The 18,800-nt window shown below is 66.2% G+C and carries 14 protein-coding genes; 10 read left to right on the forward strand and 4 right to left on the reverse strand.

Annotated features, from left to right (window positions below; all coding sequences use genetic code 11):
* Positions 1–54 precede the first annotated feature (54 nt).
* The 5 genes from BTH42_RS13745 to BTH42_RS13765 are packed head-to-tail and all read left to right on the forward strand — an operon-like array spanning position 55 to position 6,902.
* Complete coding sequence (locus tag BTH42_RS13745) at positions 55–924, forward strand: branched-chain amino acid ABC transporter permease (protein ID WP_075300110.1); 870 nt, start codon at positions 55–57, stop codon at positions 922–924.
* Positions 921–3,473 (forward strand): branched-chain amino acid ABC transporter ATP-binding protein/permease, encoded by a 2,553-nt coding sequence (locus BTH42_RS13750; protein ID WP_075300112.1) that lies wholly within the window; start codon positions 921–923, stop codon positions 3,471–3,473. The genes BTH42_RS13745 and BTH42_RS13750 overlap by 4 nt, the downstream gene beginning before the upstream one ends.
* Positions 3,470–4,312, forward strand: a complete 843-nt coding sequence (locus tag BTH42_RS13755; RefSeq protein WP_075300114.1) for a shikimate dehydrogenase — start codon at positions 3,470–3,472, stop codon at positions 4,310–4,312. The genes BTH42_RS13750 and BTH42_RS13755 overlap by 4 nt, the downstream gene beginning before the upstream one ends.
* An 8-nt stretch (positions 4,313–4,320) precedes the next feature.
* Positions 4,321–5,079, forward strand: a complete 759-nt coding sequence (locus BTH42_RS13760) for an SDR family NAD(P)-dependent oxidoreductase (protein ID WP_083654797.1) — start codon at positions 4,321–4,323, stop codon at positions 5,077–5,079.
* A gap of 53 nt (positions 5,080–5,132) precedes the next feature.
* On the forward strand, positions 5,133–6,902 hold the full coding sequence (locus tag BTH42_RS13765; RefSeq protein WP_075300118.1) for an FAD-binding protein: 1,770 nt from the start codon (positions 5,133–5,135) through the stop codon (positions 6,900–6,902).
* Between the two features lie 130 nt (positions 6,903–7,032).
* On the opposite strand, the gene BTH42_RS13770 is transcribed toward BTH42_RS13765, so the two are convergent.
* Complete coding sequence (locus tag BTH42_RS13770) at positions 7,033–8,823, reverse strand: FAD-dependent oxidoreductase (RefSeq protein WP_075300120.1); 1,791 nt, start codon at positions 8,821–8,823, stop codon at positions 7,033–7,035.
* Positions 8,824–9,094: 271 nt separating this feature from the next.
* Here BTH42_RS13770 and BTH42_RS13775 point away from each other — a divergent pair, with 271 nt between their 5' ends.
* Together BTH42_RS13775 and BTH42_RS13780 are read left to right on the forward strand one after the other, a co-directional pair.
* A complete protein-coding gene (locus BTH42_RS13775) occupies positions 9,095–10,510 on the forward strand; it encodes an MFS transporter (protein WP_075300122.1) in 1,416 nt (471 codons plus the stop codon).
* Between the two features lie 293 nt (positions 10,511–10,803).
* Positions 10,804–12,357, forward strand: a complete 1,554-nt coding sequence (locus tag BTH42_RS13780; RefSeq protein WP_075300124.1) for an FAD-dependent monooxygenase — start codon at positions 10,804–10,806, stop codon at positions 12,355–12,357.
* 31 nt (positions 12,358–12,388) lie between these two features.
* On the opposite strand, the gene BTH42_RS13785 is transcribed toward BTH42_RS13780, so the two are convergent.
* Positions 12,389–13,201, reverse strand: coding sequence for an IclR family transcriptional regulator (locus tag BTH42_RS13785; protein ID WP_075300126.1), 813 nt, complete (start codon positions 13,199–13,201; stop codon positions 12,389–12,391).
* 115 nt (positions 13,202–13,316) lie between these two features.
* Positions 13,317–13,883, reverse strand: coding sequence for a VOC family protein (locus BTH42_RS13790; RefSeq protein WP_075300128.1), 567 nt, complete (start codon positions 13,881–13,883; stop codon positions 13,317–13,319).
* Between the two features lie 144 nt (positions 13,884–14,027).
* Here BTH42_RS13790 and BTH42_RS13795 point away from each other — a divergent pair, with 144 nt between their 5' ends.
* The 3 genes from BTH42_RS13795 to BTH42_RS13805 all read left to right on the forward strand — a co-directional run bounded on the left by BTH42_RS13795 (position 14,028) and on the right by BTH42_RS13805 (position 17,886).
* Positions 14,028–14,879, forward strand: coding sequence for a fumarylacetoacetate hydrolase family protein (locus tag BTH42_RS13795; RefSeq protein WP_075300130.1), 852 nt, complete (start codon positions 14,028–14,030; stop codon positions 14,877–14,879).
* A gap of 67 nt (positions 14,880–14,946) precedes the next feature.
* Positions 14,947–16,470 (forward strand): bifunctional 3-(3-hydroxy-phenyl)propionate/3-hydroxycinnamic acid hydroxylase, encoded by a 1,524-nt coding sequence (locus BTH42_RS13800; RefSeq protein WP_075300132.1) that lies wholly within the window; start codon positions 14,947–14,949, stop codon positions 16,468–16,470.
* Between the two features lie 69 nt (positions 16,471–16,539).
* The gene (locus BTH42_RS13805) at positions 16,540–17,886 is read left to right on the forward strand and encodes an MFS transporter (protein ID WP_075300134.1); all 1,347 of its coding nucleotides are present in this window, start codon (positions 16,540–16,542) and stop codon (positions 17,884–17,886) included.
* A 6-nt stretch (positions 17,887–17,892) separates the two neighbouring features.
* Here the strand turns inward: BTH42_RS13805 and BTH42_RS13810 are convergent, their stop codons facing one another.
* The gene (locus BTH42_RS13810; protein ID WP_075300136.1) at positions 17,893–18,798 is read right to left on the reverse strand and encodes a LysR family transcriptional regulator; all 906 of its coding nucleotides are present in this window, start codon (positions 18,796–18,798) and stop codon (positions 17,893–17,895) included.
* Positions 18,799–18,800: the final 2 nt, after the last annotated feature.

Below are 18,800 nucleotides of genomic sequence, written 5' to 3' on the forward strand. Positions count from 1 at the left end.
CGCCGCGGCGGCTAAGCGTTCCCCGAGTTTCTCGCAGTCACCTGGAGTACAGGCATGGCAGAAATGGTGTTGTCCCAGATCGCCAACGGGCTGGTGCTGGGCTTTCTTTATGTGTTGCTCGCGATCGGCTTGTCGATCATCTGCGGGCTGCTAGGTATCGTCAACTTCGCGCACGGCGCGTTGTTCGCGCTCGGCGCGTACTTCGCGATCGCGCTGTCGCTGCAGTTCGGCTGGGCCGCGGTCGTCGTCGCGCCGGTTCTGGTCGCGCTGGTCGGCATGCTGATCGAAGTGGTGTTCATCCGCAGGCTCTACGGCAAGGAGCCGTTGCTGAGCCTGATCGTGACCTTCGCGCTGTCGCTGCTGCTGACCGCGCTGATGCGTCTGGTGTGGGGCGCAGGCGGCCTGCCGTTCAGCCCGCCCGCCTCGCTCAGCGGCATCCTTGTGTATGGGCCGCTGCTGATCACCAAGTACCGGCTGTTCGTGCTCGCCGCGACGATCGCGATCCTGCTGGCGCTGTGGTGGTTCATGAAGTTCACGCCGTATGGCCGGATTCTGCGTGCCGGTAGCCGCGATCCGGAAATGGTCGGACTCCTTGGCATCAATCTGCCGCGCGTGCTGACCGGTGCGTTCGGTCTCGGCGCGCTGCTGGCCGGCGCGGCCGGCGTGCTCGCCGCGCCGCTCCTGACCGTCACGCCGAGCATGGCCACCGCCGCGGTAATGCCGGCGTTCGTGATCGTCACGATCGGCGGGCTCGGCTCGTTCGCCGGTGCGGTGGTTGCCGGTTTGCTGGTCGGCATCGTCACCGCGCTGGCGGTGCAGTTCTTTCCGGAAAGCTCGTCGGTGGCGATGTACGTATTGATGGCACTCGTTCTGCTCGTGCGTCCGCGCGGGTTGTTCGGCGAACGCTGGGAGCGCTTCGAATGAATCTCAAACTCTTGACCCGGCATCCGGTGGCACTCCTGACGATCTGCCTGATCGTCGTGTCGCTCGCGTTAGGTGCGACCGGCACGCCGCTCGAACGCGCGACCCAGATCGCGATCTACACGCTGTACGGGATGGGCGTGAACCTGCTGGTCGCGTACACCGGCCTCGTGCCGTTCGGCGCGTCGGTATTCTTCGGCACCTCGACGTATCTGGTCGCGATTTCGCTGCAACGATTGATCGGCAACGAGCTCGTCGCGCTGGCCGCGAGCGTCGTCGTCACCGCGGTGATGGCCGCGTTGATCGGGGCGGTGGTGCTGAAACGGCGCGGCCTCTATTTCTCGTTGCTGACGCTCGCGTGTTCGCAGATCGCGTTCGAAATCGCGTTCAAATGGACCGACGTGACCGGCGGCGAAAACGGCCTGCAAAACGTGCCGCGCCCGAGCTTCGCGACCACCACCGGCTTTCACGTGTTCGCGTGCGTGACGGTGATCGCGGTCGCTTACGGCTTGTGGCGGCTGGTGCATGCGCCGTTCGGCCGCGCGTTGCAGGCGCTGCGCGACAACGAACAGCGCGCGGCCAGCCTCGGCTACGACACCTATCGGCTGAAGCTGTTCGCGTTCGTGATCTCGGCCGCGGTGATCGGTTATGCGGGCGGCCTGCTGTGTCTGATGCTGCAAGGCGCGTATGCGAACAATCTGAGCTGGGAGCACGCGGGCGATAGTCTGCTGATGACCGTGCTCGGCGGCGTCCATCAGTTTCTCGGCCCGCTGTGGGGCGCGATTGCGTTCATCCTGCTCGAAGACAAACTGAGCAGTCTGACCGAGCATTGGTGGCTGATCTTCGCGCCGATCATCATCGCGTTCGCGTTCTTCTCGCCCGAAGGCATTCAGGGTCTCGCGCAACGGCTGCTGCGCCGGCCGCGCTGGACGCTCGTGCGCGACACGATTCCCGCGCGGCCCGAGGTGATCGCGCCGTATCGCGCGAGCCGCATCGAGATGGATCCTGATACGCCGGTGCTCAGCGTGCGCGGATTGTCGAAGCAGTTCGGCTCGCTCGTGACCGCCGACAAGATCGACCTCGACGTGTACCCGTACAAGCTGCACAGCTTCATCGGGCCGAACGGCGCGGGCAAGACGACCTTCTTCAACATGCTGACCGGCGTGCTGCCGCCATCGTCGGGGACGATCCGCTTCGACGGCAAGGACGTGACGAAGCTCGCGATGTTCCGCCGCGTGCGGCTCGGCATGAGCCGCTCGTTCCAGATCCTCAGCGTGTTCCGCAACCTGACCGTGTTCGAAAACGTGCGCGTCGCGGTGCAGGCCGCGCAGCGCGAACGGCTCGGTCTGTGGCGCGACGCGCATACGCTCGACAAGCAGAACGCGCAGACGTGGTCGCTGCTGGCGGCGGTGGGTCTCGTGGATCGCGCGGCGGCTTCGTGCGAGAGCCTGTCGCATGGCGAGCAGCGGCTGCTCGAAATCGCGTTGTCCTTGGCAACCCAGGCGCGTCTGCTGTTGCTCGACGAACCGCTCGCCGGTCTCGCGGAAGCCGATCGCAAGATCGTCGCGCGGATCGTGCGCGAACTCGCGAATCATCACGCGGTGCTGCTGATCGAGCACGACATCGACCGCGTGCTGTCGATCTCGGATCGCGTCAGCGTGTTGCATCGCGGCCATCTGATCGCCGACGGCTCGCCCGCCGACGTCGCCGCGCATCCCGAAGTAATCGAAGCGTACATGGGCCATGCGAAGGGTCAGCGGCCGGTCGACGCGCGGCTCGCCGAGCAGCTGGCGAAAAAGCGCGCGAGCACTGCAAGCCCGCGGCCGCTGCTGCAACTGCGCAATCTGAAGGCCGGCTATGCGGGCAATACGATTCTCGACGGCATCGATCTGACGCTGCACGAAGGCGAAGTGATCGCGATCCTGGGCCGCAACGGCGTCGGTAAAACGACGGCGCTACGCGCGGCGACCGGCGTCGCGCAGATCAGCGCGGGCACGATCACGTTCGACGGCCACGACATCACCGCGCGCCCGATGCACGAGATCAACCGCCTCGGCCTCGCGATGGTGCCCGAAGGCCGCCGGCTGTTCCCGAACCTGACCGTCTACGAAAACCTGCGCCTTGCCGCGCGCAAGGGCGGCGCGAGCGTCGACGAAATGTACGCGCTGTTTCCGCGCCTCGCGAATCGCAAGGACGTGCGCGCCGAACATCTATCCGGCGGCGAGCGGCAGATGGTGGCGATCGCCCGCGCGTTGATGGCGCCCGCGAAAGCGATCCTGCTCGACGAACCGTTCGAAGGCCTCGCGCCGGCGGTCGTGCAGGAAGTGCTCGATGCGGTCGTCAAGCTGCGCGAGCGCGCGAGCGTGGTGATCGTCGAGCACCAGGCGGACATGGTGCTGCCGATCGCGGACAGGGTGTACGTACTCGTCAACGGCCGCATCGCCTACGAAAACACGGCCGACGCGCTGGCACAGGATGCCGCGACGCAAACCAGATTGCTCGGCATCGTGCATGACGATGCCGCGCCCAACCTCGAAGTGAGAACAGCATGAATTCAACGATTGCAACGGACGTCGCGGTATCGCTCGACCAGGGATTGAGCGGTGCGACGCGGGTGTATTTCATCGTCGGCGATCCGATCGCGCAGGTACGCTCGCCGCAGGGCGTAACCAGCGCGATGCGCGCGGCCGGCCGCGACGCGCTGGTGGCGCCCGCGCACGTCGCGCCCGCCGATCTCGCCGCGTTCTTCGCGGGCGTTACGCCGATGCGCAACGTCGATGGCGTGATCGTCACGGTGCCGCATAAATTCAGCGCGGCCGGCTTCTGCACGAGTCTGACCGACGAGGCCGAGTTTCTCGGCGCGGTCAACACGCTGCGCCGCACATCCGCTGGCGGCTGGCACGGCGGGATGTTCGACGGCACCGGCCAGGTCGCCGCGCTGGCGGACGCCGGTTGCGAGCCGAAAGGCAAACGCGCGCTGCTGATCGGCGCGGGCGGCGCCGGTTCGGCGATCGGGCACGCACTGGTCAGCGCGGGTGTGAGTTCGCTCGCGGTTCGCGATAACGACGCCGCGCGCGCCGCGTCGCTGGTCACGCGACTGGCCGCGCTGCAACGCGGCGCGGTCGAACTGGCGCCGGCCGATGTCGCCGCCGAGCACTTCGACATCGTCGTCAATGCATCGCCGATGGGGATGCGCGCCGACGACCCGTTGCCGGTCGACGTGTCGCGTCTGCCCTCCTCCACGTTCGTCGGCGACGTGGTCACGAAGCCGCCGCTCACGCCGTTCATCGAAGCGGCGCGCGCGCGTGGCTGCAAGACCGTGACCGGCACGCAGATGTTCCAGCAAGTGTGCGACCGGATGGTCGAATTCCTGTTGGACTCCGAAGCATGAGCGCAGGTATCAGTGCAACGGCGCGTGTCGCGGTCGTCACCGGCGGCGCGGGCGGGATCGGCCGCGCGATCGCGGCGCGGCTGCAACGCGACGGTTTGCGCGTCGCGCTTTGGGATCTCGATGAGCGCGCCGCGCACGAAGCCGCCGCCGAACTAGCGGAACTAGCGAACGGTGCGCCGCGCGCGGCGTTAGGCGTGCACGTCGACGTGACCGATGAAAAGTCCGTCGCCGCCGCGATGCAAACCACCGTCGCCCGCTTCGGCGCCTGCCACGTGCTGATCAACAGCGCGGGCACCACCGGCCCGATCGCGCCGGTCGCCGACAGCGAACTCGACGCGTGGCAGCGCTGCATCGACGTCAATCTGCGCAGCGTGTTCCTGTGCTCGCGCGCCGCCGTCGCGCCGATGCTCGCCGCGGGTTTTGGGCGTATCGTGAATCTCGCGTCGATCGCGGGCAAGGAAGGCAATCCGTCGATGTCCGCGTATTCCGCCGCGAAGGCCGGCGTGATCGCGTTCACCAAATCGATGGGCAAGGAACTGGCGCTCACGCCGGTGCGCGTGAACTGCATCGCGCCCGCGGTGATCGACACGCCGTTGCTGCAACAGATGACCCCGGCAGCGCTCGCCGCGAGCCTCGCCAAAATCCCGATGCAGCGCGCGGGCACGGCCGACGAAGTCGCCGCGCTGGCCGCGTGGCTCGCATCGGACGAATGTTCGTTTTCGAGCGGCGCGACCTTCGACCTGTCCGGCGGCCGCGCCACTTATTAAGGATCCCGGATGATCCGCAAAGAATCGGATGACACCATGCAAGAGGCAAGCAAATGAATTCAGCTAACGGTTCGCAGTGGGACGACGAGGTCGATCTGCTCGTGTTCGGCGCGGGCGCGGCGGGGATGACCGCCGCGCTGATCGCGCATCACGAAGGCCTGAACGTGCTGATCTGCGAAAAGACCTCGGCGGTCGGCGGAATCACGTCGACTTCGGGCGGCACCACGTGGGTGCCGGGCACGCAACTGAGCGTCGATGCGGGCGTGCCCGATAGCGTCGACGATGCGCGGCGCTTTCTGCAGTCGGTGGTCGGCGAACGCGGCGGCGATGCGGCGCGCGAGGCGTTTCTGCAAAGCGGGCCGCTCGCGATCGACGAATTGCAGCGGATCAGCGACGTGAAGTTCGTCGCGGCCGCCGCGCATCCGGACTATGTGACCGGCCCCGGCGCCGCGTTCGGCGGCCGCGCGCTTGCGCCGCTGCCATTCGATGCGCGCGTGCTCGGCAAGGACTTCGCGCGCGTGCGCCCGCCGCGCAAGGAGTTCATGGGACTGGGCGGGATGATGGTCAATCGCAACGATCTGGGCGCGCTGCTGAGTCCGTTCGCGTCGGTGGGCAACCTCAAACGCACGCTCGAAGTGGTCGGCCGTTACTTCGTCGATCGCCTCAGCTATTCGCGCGGCACGCAGCTCGTAATGGGCAATGCGCTGGCCGCGCGGCTCTACTACAGCCTGCGCAAACGCGACGTGCCGGTGCGCTTCGACGCGCCGCTGGTCGAACTGATCCGTGAACAAGGGCGCGTGATTGGCGCGGTGGTCGGCAACGCGGACGGCACCCGGCGGAGGATTCGCGCGCGTCTCGGCGTCGTGCTCGCGACCGGCGGCCTCACGCGCCATCCGGTGCTGCGCAAGCAGCTGTTTCCGGTGGCTGCGCAACCGTTGTCGCTGTCGCCCGATACCCATACCGGCGACGGCATCGCCAGCGCGCTCGCGGCCGATGCGCGGCTCGAAAATGGCGGCGACAGTCCGGGCCTGTGGATGCCCTGCTCGATCCGCCGCGCGCCCGACGGCAACGACCATGTGTGGCCGCACATCATTCTCGATCGCGCGAAGCCGGGGCTGATCGCGGTCAACAGCCGTGGCGAGCGCTTCGTCAACGAGTCGAACTCGTATCACGACTTCGTGATGGGAATGCTGCGCGACGCCGGCGACGGTCAGAGCGTGCCCGCGCATCTGATCGTCGACGCCGCGTTTATCCGCGACTACGGTCTGGGTCTGCTGATGCCCGGACGCAGCCGCGCGCGGATCGCGGAGTTCGAGCGTTCCGGTTATCTGGTCAAGGGCGACACGCTGGAGCAACTGGCGACGAAGCTCGGCGTCGACGCGGCGGGTCTCGCGCGCACGGTCACGGCCTATAACCGCGACGCGGCCGCCGGCCAGGATCCCGCGTTCAACCGTGGCGCAAGTCCGATGAGCCGCTTCAACGGCGATGCCGCGCAAAAGCCGAATCCGTGCATCCGCCCGCTGGGCGACGGGCCGTATTACGCGGTCACCGTATGGCCCGCCGATCTCGCGTGCAGCGCGGGCTTGAGCGGCACAGCCAATGGCGAGGTGCTCGATGCGAACGGCGCGGTGATTCCGGGCCTGTTCGCGTGCGGCAACGATCTCGCTTCGATCTTTCGCGGCACCTATCCGGGTCCGGGTACGACGCTGGGTCCGGCGATCGTGTTCGGCTGGCGGGTCGCGAAGTTCGTTGCCGGGAAACTGGATCAGGCGCCGGCCGGTGAACGCTCGCGCGCGACGGCTTACGCGAATCAATCATCCTGAGGATTTCGAAGCAAAAAGACAAACGGCTGGGACTTCAGAAGTCCCAGCCGTTTTTTATCGAGGCTCTTGTTTTTAGCGGTGCCCGACCTGTAGCCGAATGGCCAATGCAGCCGGGCACCGCGCGCGTCAATCAGGCAACCGGCGCAGAACTTTTGGCCGTCACTGCCTCGGAGTGAGCATGCGCGCTCGCAGACGATTTACTCTCCTCCGCTTCATACCCAACCGCATTCGCCGCATGACGGCCCGCGATATACCCGAAGGTCATCGCCGGCCCGAGATTGATGCCGCCCGACGGATAGAAGCCGCCCATTACGCTCGCCATATCGGTGCCGACCGCGTAGAGTCCGGCGACCGCCTGACCGTCCGCGCCGACTACCTGCGCATGACCGTTGGTCTTCAATCCGGCGAACGTGCCGAAGCTGCCCGGCTGCACCTTGACCGCGTAGAACGGCCCATGCTCGATCGGCGCGACGCACGGATTCGGCCCGTCGTGCAGCGGATCGCCGCTCTTGCGGTTGTACGGCGTCGAGCCGCGCTTAAATTCGGGATCCTCACCACGGCGCGCATGCTGGTTATACGCGGCGACAGTAGCCGCCAGTGCATCGGCGGCAATCCCGCATTGCCGCGCCAACGCTTCGATCGTGGCCCCGCGCTTCAGATAGCCGTTGCGAATCTGCGCGCCGACCGGCACTGGAAACGGCCGCGCATAACCGAGCCCGTAGCGCCGCAGAAAGCGGTGATCGCAGATCAGCCACGACGCGACCTCTTCGCCTTGCGGCGCCGCCGCGACCATCGCGGCCGCGTAGTCGTAGTAGCCATCGGACTCGTTGCAAAAGCGCTTACCGTTGGACAACACGCCGATCAGCCCCGGCTTGCCCCGGTCGATGATGTGCGGAAAGTGGCCCACGGTCCCATCCGCATGCATCACCTTCGACACCGGCGCCCACGCAGCCGGAGAAGCGACATCGGTGACCAGCACGCCGCCCGCCGATTCGCCGAGGCTCACGCCGTCGCCCGAGCAGCTTTGCGGCGGCAACGCCAGATGTTCGTGGCCGGTCGGCGTGCGCGGAAACAGCGCCTTGCGACGCGCGACGTCGTTGGGAAAACCGCCGGCCGCGAGCACCACGCCTTTGCGGGCGCGTATCGTCAGTTCGCCCGCGGCGGTCGACACGACCGCGCCACGCACCGCGCCGCCGTCGAACACCAACCGTTGCGCGGGCGCCGACTCCATCAGCACGACGCCGAGATCCTGCGCGGACTTTGCGAGCCGCGCGACCAGCGCGACGCCGTTGACCAGTTGCATCGCGCGACCGTGGACCGCGAGGTCGAGCAGATGCCGCGTAAAACGCCGGGTTACATGCGCGAACGACGCAACCGAACGGGTCATGCTAAGGAATGCGAGCAAATCCTTGCCCGCCATGATCGGCATCCCCATGAACGAGGTCTCGCGCATCGTTTTGCGCAGACGTTTGATCAGCGGGCCGACCTCGCGTCCGTCGTACGGCGCGGCGATCACCTGGTGACCCTGGGTCCCCGCCCCTTCGACATTGCCGTGCACGTCCGGAATCGCATTGCCGTCGACGAATTGCAGCGACGTATGTGCTTCGAAGAACGACACCATGTGCCCGCAGTTGTCGAGAAAGGCGTCGATCCGCTCCGGGTCGTAGCGGCGGCCGAGTTCGTTCTTCAGGTACGTGCGCGGTTGTTGGGGATCCTCATCGATCCCGGCGCGCTTCGCGAGCGGATTGCCGGGCACCCACATCCAGCCGCCGGACCATGCGGTGGCGCCGCCGAACACGGCGTCCTTCTCCACCACCACGACCTTCAGCCCGTGCCACGCGGCCGTCACCGCGGCCGCCAGTCCGGACGCGCCGGAGCCGATCACGAGCAGGTCGCAATCCATCTGTTTCGCTGTGTTCATGTTTGCAGTCTCTATGAAACGAGCCCTTGGCAGGCGTGCTGCGCCGCGCTGGGGAATCTCAACGGCGGGGGTCCGCGCGACGCTTTCCATCTTCCTCTCCTCGTCGCCGCAGCGGGTGGAAAGAGCGTGAAAAGCGGATCGGCACCCACATAATTTGAACTTCGTTCTAATTGGAATACTATTCCACAATTCAAAGAGTTGTGTCAATATGCGTCCCCGGCACGTCGCCACGCGACGCGCGCAAGTCCAACAGCGAATACACGGAGACGAAATGGAGTCGAGATCAAGAGGCGCGCCACGCGCCAGTCAGGCATCGCAGCACGGCGACCAGAGCAGGAAAGCGGCGGCGAGCGGCTGGATCGGCTCGGCGCTCGAGTACTACGATTTCTTCATCTACGCGACCGCGTCCGCACTGGTATTCCCGCAGATCTTCTTTGCGAAAGGCAACGCGACCACCGCGATCGTCGCGTCGCTCGCGACCTATGGCGTCGGCTATGTGGCGCGGCCGATCGGCGCGTTCGTGCTCGGCCACCTCGGCGACACGCACGGCCGCAAGAACGTGCTGCTGTGGTGCATGTTCCTGATGGGTTTTTCGACGATGGGCGTGGGCCTGCTGCCCACCTACGAACAGGTCGGCATGCTGGCGCCGGTGCTGCTGGTGGTGCTGCGTCTGATCCAGGGCTTCGCGGTGGCCGGCGAAATCTCCGGCGCGAGTTCGATGATCCTCGAACACGCGCCGTTCGGCCGGCGCGGTTTCTATTCGAGTTTCACGCTGCAAGGCGTGCAGGCCGGACAGATTCTCGCGGCCGCGGTATTCCTGCCGCTCGCGCATTACATGCCCACCGAACAGTTCAACGCATGGGGCTGGCGCATTCCGTTCCTGCTCAGCTGCGTGGTGATCGTCGCGGGCTGGATCATTCGCCGCAACGTCGACGAAACGCCCGCGTTCACCGCGCAGACGCAGCACGACAAGCGGCCCCGTTCGCCGGTGCTCGACGCGTTCCGCGACAGCTCGCCGAACATGCTGCGGGTGGTCTGCATGGCGCTGATGAACGTGATTCCGGTGGTCGCGACGATTTTCGGCGCCGCCTACGCGGTGCAGCCGGCGTACGGGATCGGCTTCGCGAAAGACGTCTACCTGTGGATTCCGGTGGTCGGCAACTTCATCGCGGTGCTGGTGATTCCGTATATCGGCAAGCTGTCCGACCGGGTCGGCCGCAAGCCGCCGCTGATCGTCGGCTCGCTGCTGTCGGGTCTGCTCGCGTTCGCGTATCTGTACGCGATCAGCATTCACAACGTGCCGCTCGCGTTCTTGATGTCGCTGTTGATGTGGGGCGCCGTGTATCAGGGCTACAACGCGGTGTTCCCGAGTTTCTTCCCGGAGCTGTTCCCGACCCGCACGCGGGTGTCGGCGATGTCGATCGCGCAGAACGTCGGCACCGCGATCACCGCGATGTTGCCGGCACTGTTCACCGCGCTCGCGCCGCCGGGAGCGGCCAACATCTGGCTGATCGTCGGCGCGCTCGCGTTCGGCGTCACGGTAATCGCCGCGCTGGCCGCATGGAGCGCCCGCGAGACTTACCGGATTCCGTTGGACCAGCTCGGCGAAGCGGATGCGGTGGCGCTCGGGAAGGCCGAATACGACCGGCTGCGTGCACAAACCGAAAGGGGCGAACGCCTGGCGTGAGTTGGCGTAATTCTGAGCGGCCAACGCGCGCGGCGCGGCGCGGCGCGACGTACGCGCCGAGCCGTACCGCCATCGCGTTGCGGCCTTTGCGCCGCGATGATATAAAGCGCTGTCGGAAAAGGCAGGCTTGGTCTGGTCAGCCCAAGTCCTTTCGGTAACGAAAGCTCTGGTCTTTGGCCTCGTGCACGAGATCCCCACGACGAACAGCGGACGCGACCACGCGTCCAGTCGTTCGTCCGTGCGGTTCTCGATTCGGGGAACGCTCCGGTCGAACCTCGACACAGGAGCCATTCATGCACACACGCCATGCCGATATCTACGACGTCATCATCGCCGGGGCCGGTCCCGTCGGCCTCTTTCTCGCCTGCGAGCTTCGCCTGCTGCACCGCTCGGTGCTGGTACTGGAGCGAACTAAAAACCCTCACTCCGCGCTCAAGCGCTTGCCGTCCGGCCTGCGCGGACTGACCGCGCCCACGCTCGAAGCGTTTGACCGGCGCGGCCTGCTGGACGAACTGAGCGCCGCGCAACGCGCACACGACGACGCCAGCAACACCGCCGCCGCCGCGCATTGGCGGCAGCAGCCGCGCCGCCCCGCCGGTCACTTCGCGGGCATCCAGTTCTATCACGACGATATCGATACCTCGCAGTGGCCGTATCGGCTGCCGGGTCACGCGGGCACCAGCATGGCGGTCACGTTGGAAACGCTCGAAACCGTGCTCGCCCAACGGGCCCTCGCATTGGGCGCCGAGATCCGGCGCGGCTGCGGTGTCGATAGTTTCGTCGCGACCGACGAAGGTGTCAGCGTTCACGCAGCGGGAGAAACGTTTCGGGGGCGCTGGCTGGCCGGCTGCGATGGCGGCCGCAGTTCGATTCGCAAAGCGGGCGGTTTCGAATTCGCCGGCACCGAGCCCGAATTCACCGGCTATTCGGTCGAAGCCGAACTGGCCGACCCCGACGCGCTTCACCCCGGCCGCCACTACACCCGCACCGGCATGTACACGTACGCGCGGCCCGGCACGATCTCGATGGTGGAATTCGACGGCGGCGCCTGTCACCGGCGCGAGCCGCCGACGCTCGCGCACCTGCAGGCGGTCTTGCGCCGCGTCTGCGGCATCGACGCGACGTTCACGCAAGTTCGACTCGCATCCACGTGGACCGACCGCGCGTATCAGGCGAGCGAGTATCGCCGCGGACGGGTGCTGCTCGCCGGCGACGCCGCGCACATCCATTCGCCATTGGGCGGTCAAGGGCTCAATCTCGGCCTCGGCGACGCGCTGAACCTGGCCTGGAAGCTGGCCGCCGCGCTGCGCGGCGATGCGCCCGCCGGGCTACTCGACAGCTACCAGACCGAGCGGCAGCCGGTGGCGGCGCAGGTTCTCGACTGGTCGCGCGCGCAGGTCGCGCTGATGCGGCCGACCGCCAGCTCGCGCGCGCTCGAAGCGGTGATCCGCGATCTGATCGCGACCCGTGACGGCGCGACCTATTTCGCCGGACGCGTGTGGGGGATGTCGCTGCGCTATGACGTCGGCGCGAGCCATCCGCTGGCCGGTCGCAGCGTGCCCGATTTCGAACGGCTGGATGGAACGCGGGTCGGCAGTCTGTTGCGCGACGGAAAAGGCTTGCTGCTGGACTTCGACTCGCGCGCATCGCTTGCGAAGCTGGCGAGCGGATGGCGCGAGCGGGTCGATTATGTCGCCGGCGATGTCGCGGACCGGCTCGGCTTGCGCGCGGTGCTGGTGCGTCCGGACGGCTTCGTCGCGTGGGTCAGCGATGCCGTTCCTGACGAAGCGGCGATTACGCAGTCGCTCGCGCAATGGTTCGGAGAACCGATGGATTGGGAAGTCTGACAGCCTGGGCGTGAACGCTGCGATGCAGCCGTCACGCCGACCGTTTCGAACCCGCCGCCCCACGCGGCGCGCCAACCTCACCGCTCTGACGGCTCTCGATCAGGCCGCGCGTGCGTTGCGAAACCCGCGCCGCCGCTTCCTTGATCGACTCGACCAGCCGTTCCAGATTCGCAAATTCGAGGCGCTGGGTCGGCACGATCGCCGCGAGCGAGCCGACCGCCTCGCCCGAATCGTCGGTAAACAGCGGCGACGCGAGCGCCGACACGCCGTCTTCCAACTCGTCTTTCGACAGATAAAAACCGGCGCGCCGGATCTTCAGCAGCGACGCGCGGAACTCGTCCAGCGTCGCGCCGAGCCCGCTGTGCGCGATCTCATCGGCGTACTGATCGAATAGCAGCGCGAGCTTGGCCTTCGGGAACGTCGACAGAATCGCCTTGGGCGCCGCGCCTAAAAACAGCGGACGCGGCCGCCCACGGCCATAGCGCAGATCGAGCGACGCATCGTGCGTCTCGCGATGCGTGTCCACCAGTTCGTTGCCATACCAGCGCGACATCACGATATCGAAGCCCGAGTGTTCGGACAGCTCGCGCATGATCGGCTGGCCGACCGCGAGCAGCGGGTCCGACACGCGCAGGTGGTAGTCGAGCTTGATGATGCGCGGGCCGAGACCATAGTCGCCGCCCGCGAAACGCACCAGCAGTCCCGCATCGACGAGTTCGCGCACGTAGCGATAAGCGGTCGGTGTCGAACAGTCCAGTTCGGCGCCGACGTCTTCGACCGACAGCAACGGCTTCGCTTCCGAGAACAGCTCGAGGATGGATAAGAGTCTGGTGATGCTCGACATGTGAACGATGGGCCCTTGAACGTGCAGCGATTATAGCCAGAGCGCCCGCGCTGGCTGAGCCCTCTTCGGCAGCGGATTCAAGCCGGCGGCGTCGCCTGTTCACACTCCTCCCCGCTCACGCCACGCCCATCCGCTCGGCCATTTCGGCCTGCCACGCGCTGCGCGGCCGGAAGCCCGGCAGCGTGCGCGCATGCCGTTCCACTTCGGCCATCAGTTCGGCGTCCGGCAATTCGAAATCGACCGGCACGCGCATCGGTTGATCGACGTACCACGGCGTATCGACGAACAACTCCAGCCGATTGCCTTCCGGATCGCGCGCATAGATCGACACCGCATTGCCGTGCGTGACCGGGTGAATCTCTTCCAGTCCCTCATCGATGAAGGTCCGATAGAACTGCCGCAGCGTCGCGAGGCTGTCCGCCTCCAGCGAGATCTGGTTGATCGGATTGAACGCGAGCTGCGCGGGGCGGCCGCTCGCCAGCACGATCTGATGATGCACGGCCGGATCGCGGCTCAGGAACACCAGTTGAACTTCGCCGTTCGGCGTCGGCAGCTTGCCGCGATCGGTCACGGTGAACTGCAACACCCGCGCGTAGAAGTCCTCGACCCGCGCCATATCGGTCACGTAGAAGCCCATGTGGCTCAGCGACAGACCCGGCCGCCGCGCTTTGATCCCATCCATGCTCGTCTCCAGTAGTGATAAACCCTAAGAAAAAACACGTTGTGCTCTCGTGTAAATCCAGTTTATTCTCAAAATACGATAAACGCACAAGTTTTTTACGAGACGTGCGGATCGATTTCAACCACTTTTATCAGCGGAGCATTCATGAAACTCGTCAGCTTTTCGACCTCGCGGGGCCCGTCGTTCGGCATCGTTCGCGACAACGCGGTGTTCGATCTGGGCCAGCGCCTCGATGGGCGTTACGCCGACCTGAAGGCGCTGATCGCGGCCGACGCCTTCAAAGACGCGGCGCGCGCGATCGAAGGCGCACAACCCGACTACCTGTTGTCGGACGTGAACCTGCTGCCCGTGATCCCGAACCCGGAGCAGATCTTCTGCGTCGGGCTGAACTACGCGGAGCACGTGAAGGAAACCAATCGCGAAACCACCGAACAGCCGGTGATCTTCATGCGGCTGCCGGCCTCCCAGGTCGCGCACGGCCAGCCGATGCTGCGTCCGCCCGAGTCGCAGCAGTTCGACTACGAAGGCGAGATCGCGGTGATCATCGGCCGGGGCGGCCGGCGCATCGCCGAAGCGGACGCGTGGAATCACATTGCCGGCTACGCCTGCTACAACGACGGCTCGGTGCGCGACTGGCAGCGTCATACGACGCAATGGGGCCCGGGCAAGAACTTCTATCGCACCGGCGGCTTCGGGCCGTGGATGGTCACCAGCGACGAGATCGAAGCCGACGCGCTGATGACGCTCGTGACCCGCCTGAACGGTCAGGAAGTGCAGCGCGCCACCACGCAGATGCTGATCCACGGGATCGCCAAACAGATCGCCTATCTGTCCACCTTCACGCCGCTGTCCGCCGGCGACGTGATCGTGACCGGCACGCCGGGCGGCGTCGGCGCGAAGCGCAACCCGCCTCTGTTCATGAAGGCCGGCGACGTGGTCGAAGTGGAAGTGGATCGCATCGGCGTGCTGCGCAATCCGGTCGCCGACGAAGCGTGATGCAAGCGTAAAGCTCGTTGCCGCGCGCGTCGCAGCGCGCGTGGCGTCTCATCAGACGGAACTGAACATGTCAGATCAACTCATCCCCGCGCACGCGTGCGACTACGACGTCGCGATCATCGGCCTCGGGCCGACCGGCGCGACGCTGGCCAATCTGCTCGCGCTGCAAGGTTTGCGGGTGCTGGTGCTGGAACGCGACAAGGACATCTTCGCGCTGCCGCGCGCGGTGCATTTCGACGGCGAATGCATGCGGGTATTCCAGACGCTCGGCATCGCCGACACGCTGCTGCCGAATCTGTTCGTCGGTCCCGGCATGAAGTTCGTCAATGCCGCGGGCAAGTTGCTGATCGACTGGCAGCGGCCGACCGGCATCGGCCCGCACGGCTGGTGCGCAAGCTACAAATTCCACCAGCCCGATCTGGAGAATGCTTTGCGCGAACGCCTCGCGAGCCAGGCGACGGTCGACATCCGCTTGCGCCACGAAGTCTTCGCGCTCGACGAAACCGCCGACGGCGTGCAGTTGCGCTTCGAGGACACGAGTTGCGGCAAGCTCGGCCGCGCGAGCGCGCGCTACGTGGTCGGCTGCGACGGCGCGCGCTCGATTGCACGGCGCTTCATGGGCACCGAGCTGACCGATCTGCAATCGCACGAGCGCTGGGTCGTGGTCGACGTGCTGCTCGACTCGGCGCGCCCCGATCTCGGCGACTTCTCGATCCAGTACTGCGATCCAGCACGCCCGACCACCTATACGCGCGGCCCGGGCAACCGCCGCCGCTGGGAAATCATGGTGATGCCCGGCGACGACACCGCGCAACTGACGTCCTCCGAGTGGCTGTGGGACAAGCTCGCGCGCTGGATCACGCCCGCCGATGCGCGGCTCGAACGCTCGGCCGTCTATACGTTTCACTCGGTCGTCGCCAATGGCTGGCGTCGCGGCCGTCTGCTGCTGGCCGGCGATGCCGCGCATCAGACGCCGCCGTTCATGGGCCAGGGGATGGCCGCCGGGATTCGCGATGCGTCGAATCTCGCGTGGAAACTCGGCGCGGTGCTGCGCGGCGAAGCGGCGGACACGCTGCTCGACAGCTACGAAACGGAACGCTCGCCGCACGTGCGCGAATTCATCGAAACCGCGGTGCAGCTCGGCTCGGTAATCCAGACCACGCATCCCGATCTGGCGAATGCGCGGGATTGCGAAATGGCCGACGCGATCCGCAATTTCGTGACCCCGCAGCCGAAGCTCGGGCCGGGCGAGTGGCGCGACGAACCGTCGGGTACGGCGGGCCATATCGCGCCGCAGCCTCGTCTGGACGATGGCGAACTGCTCGACGACCGGGTCGGCTACCGGTTCGCGCTGGTCGCGCGGCCCGACGTGCTGCGCGAATGCCCGGAACTGCGCGGCGCCGCCGCGCGCGCCAACGTCGAGCTGGTGGCCGGCGAACACGCGGCGATTCGCGAGTGGCTCGCTTCGCTCGATGCGCTCGCGGTCCTCGTGCGCCCCGACCGCTACGTATTCGGCGTCGCGCGCGACGTGCATGAACTGGAGGACCTGCTTCAGCAGGCACTGCCCTGCCTGCATCCCGAAAGCGCGTGACCGGCCCGCAGCCGTTCGAGCCGCGCGATCCCATATAGACCAATAAAGCCATCTATTCCTGGAGACGTCATGGAGACAACCCATCAACCGGCCGGCGAACCGGGCCGCCCGCAATCGGCCGGACTGACACGATCGCAATGGAAGATGATTCTGATCGCCAGCCTCGGCGGCTCGCTGGAGTTTTACGATTTCATCGTGTATGGCTTTTTCGCGCATCACATCGCCGCGCAGTTCTTTCCGAACGAATCGGCGCTGCTGAGCATGCTGGCGGCGTTTTCGGTGCTGGCGATCGGCTATGTGATCCGGCCGCTCGGCGGCATCGTGCTGAGCAGTTGGGGCGATCGCTATGGCCGCCGGCCGGTGTTTCTCGGCTCGATTGTCGTGGTGACCGCGTCCACCATTTGTCTCGGACTACTGCCCAATTTCCAGAGCTGGGGGATCACCGCATCGATCCTGCTGATCGTGCTGCGGATGCTGCAAGGTTTTTGTGTCGGCGGCGAAATGCCCGGCGCGGTGACCTATGCGGTCGAGGCCGCGCCGCGGCGCGCCGGTCTCGCGGCCGGCGTGATCATCTGCGCGGTCAACGCTGGGGTATTGCTCGCGACGCTCGTCAATCTGGCGATTCAGAGTTCGATGTCGAGCGCGGATGCGGCCGCGTACGGCTGGCGGATCGCGTTTCTATTCGGCGGGCTGTGCGGGATCGTGTCGTACTGGATGCGGCGCAACCTGGACGAGTCGCCCGAGTTCACGAAGATGCATCGCGCAGTGAACCGCCAGCCGTTTCGCGAGACCTTGCGCGATCACGGCAAAACGGTGGTGGCCGCCGCGCTGACGATCGCGGTGATGGCCGGCGTGAACGGCATCCTGTATGGCCATATGCCCGCGTTCATGGTCCAGCAACTGCACTACGCGCCGCGCACCGCGGCACTCGCGCAGAACGCTTATCTGCTCGTCAGCTCCATCGGTCTGCTCGCGGCCGGCTGGCTCGGCGACAAGCTGCCGCGCCGCTATCTGCTGCGCGTCTCCGCCGCGTTGCTGGTGATATTCAGCTTTCCTTTCTATCAGGCGCTGGTCGATCACAGCGTGAATCCGGTTGTGCTGTTCGTGCTGGCCGCGCTGGTGTTCTCGCCCGCCAGCGGCACGTGGGCGTCGGTGCTCGCCGACCAGTTCCCGGTGCAGGTGCGCTTCAGCGGCATCGCGCTGTCGTATAACGCGTCGGTGCTGGTGTTCAGCGGCTTCGCACCGCTGCTCGCGACGATGCTGGTGCGCGAGACCGGTTCGCTCGCCGCGCCGGCTTACTTCGTGATGGGTACCTGCGCGATTGCGCTGGTGGCGAGCTTTGCGTTGCCCGCCAGCAGCGCGGCGATGCGCGGACGCTTGCGAGCCGAGCGGCTCAACCGCGAACCGTCGCGCTGATAAAAGCTACGCCAGCTTCAAATCCCGCACGATCCACTCGAGCGCGGCCTGGGCGACTTCGTCGAGGCTGCGCCCGGCGAGTGTCAGCACTTGCAGGCGGCGCTGGGTCAGCAGCGGATTGTCGAACGCAATCGCGGTCATCCGGTCGACGCCGAGCCGCTTGGCCACCGACACATACCCCGACGGCATGATCGACTCGGGCACCGACAGCGCGAAACGATACAGCGCCGCGACGTAGCGGCTCGTCATCAGCGGCACGATTTCGATGTTCTCGACATTGCACGCGATATCGAACAGTTGCCGGTTCGTCGTGCCCTTGTCCTGCAGCAGCACCGGATACGCGCTCAGTTCCTTCAACGCGATCTTCGCGTGGCCCGCCAGCGGATGGTCGTCGTGCATCAGCGCCATCACCGGCGCGCGCTGCGTGTACTGCACCACGACGCCGGGCTCGGGTTTGAAACTAAAAGTCAGCGCGATCGATGCCTCGCCCGACAGCAACATCTGGATCGCCCGCTCGGCCGGCACGACCTCGAGCTGAATCGCGATGTCCGGATGCTCGCGGTAGAACGCACCCAGCGACACCGGCAGGAAGTCGAACGCAAAGCCCTCGGTGCACGCGATCGTCAGCGTGCGCGCGCGGCGCCGCTCCTCCCCCTGAATTTCATCGAACACCGCCTGCGCGTCCGACAGCGTGCGCTGCGCGTGGCGCAACAACAGCCGCCCGGCATGCGAGAGCACCATCCCGCGCGCGTGCCGCTCGAATAGCGGCACGCCGATGTCGCCTTCGAGCTTCGCGATATGGCGGCTCAACGCGGACACGGTCAAACCGAGCTTCTCCGTCGCCGAGGTCAGCGAGCCCGCCTGGGCTACCACCGAAAAATAGTAAAGCGACGGTTCGAGCAGTTTGCGCATAG

The sequence above is a fragment of the Burkholderia sp. SRS-W-2-2016 genome (assembly GCF_001931485.1).
Lineage (GTDB): Bacteria > Pseudomonadota > Gammaproteobacteria > Burkholderiales > Burkholderiaceae > Paraburkholderia.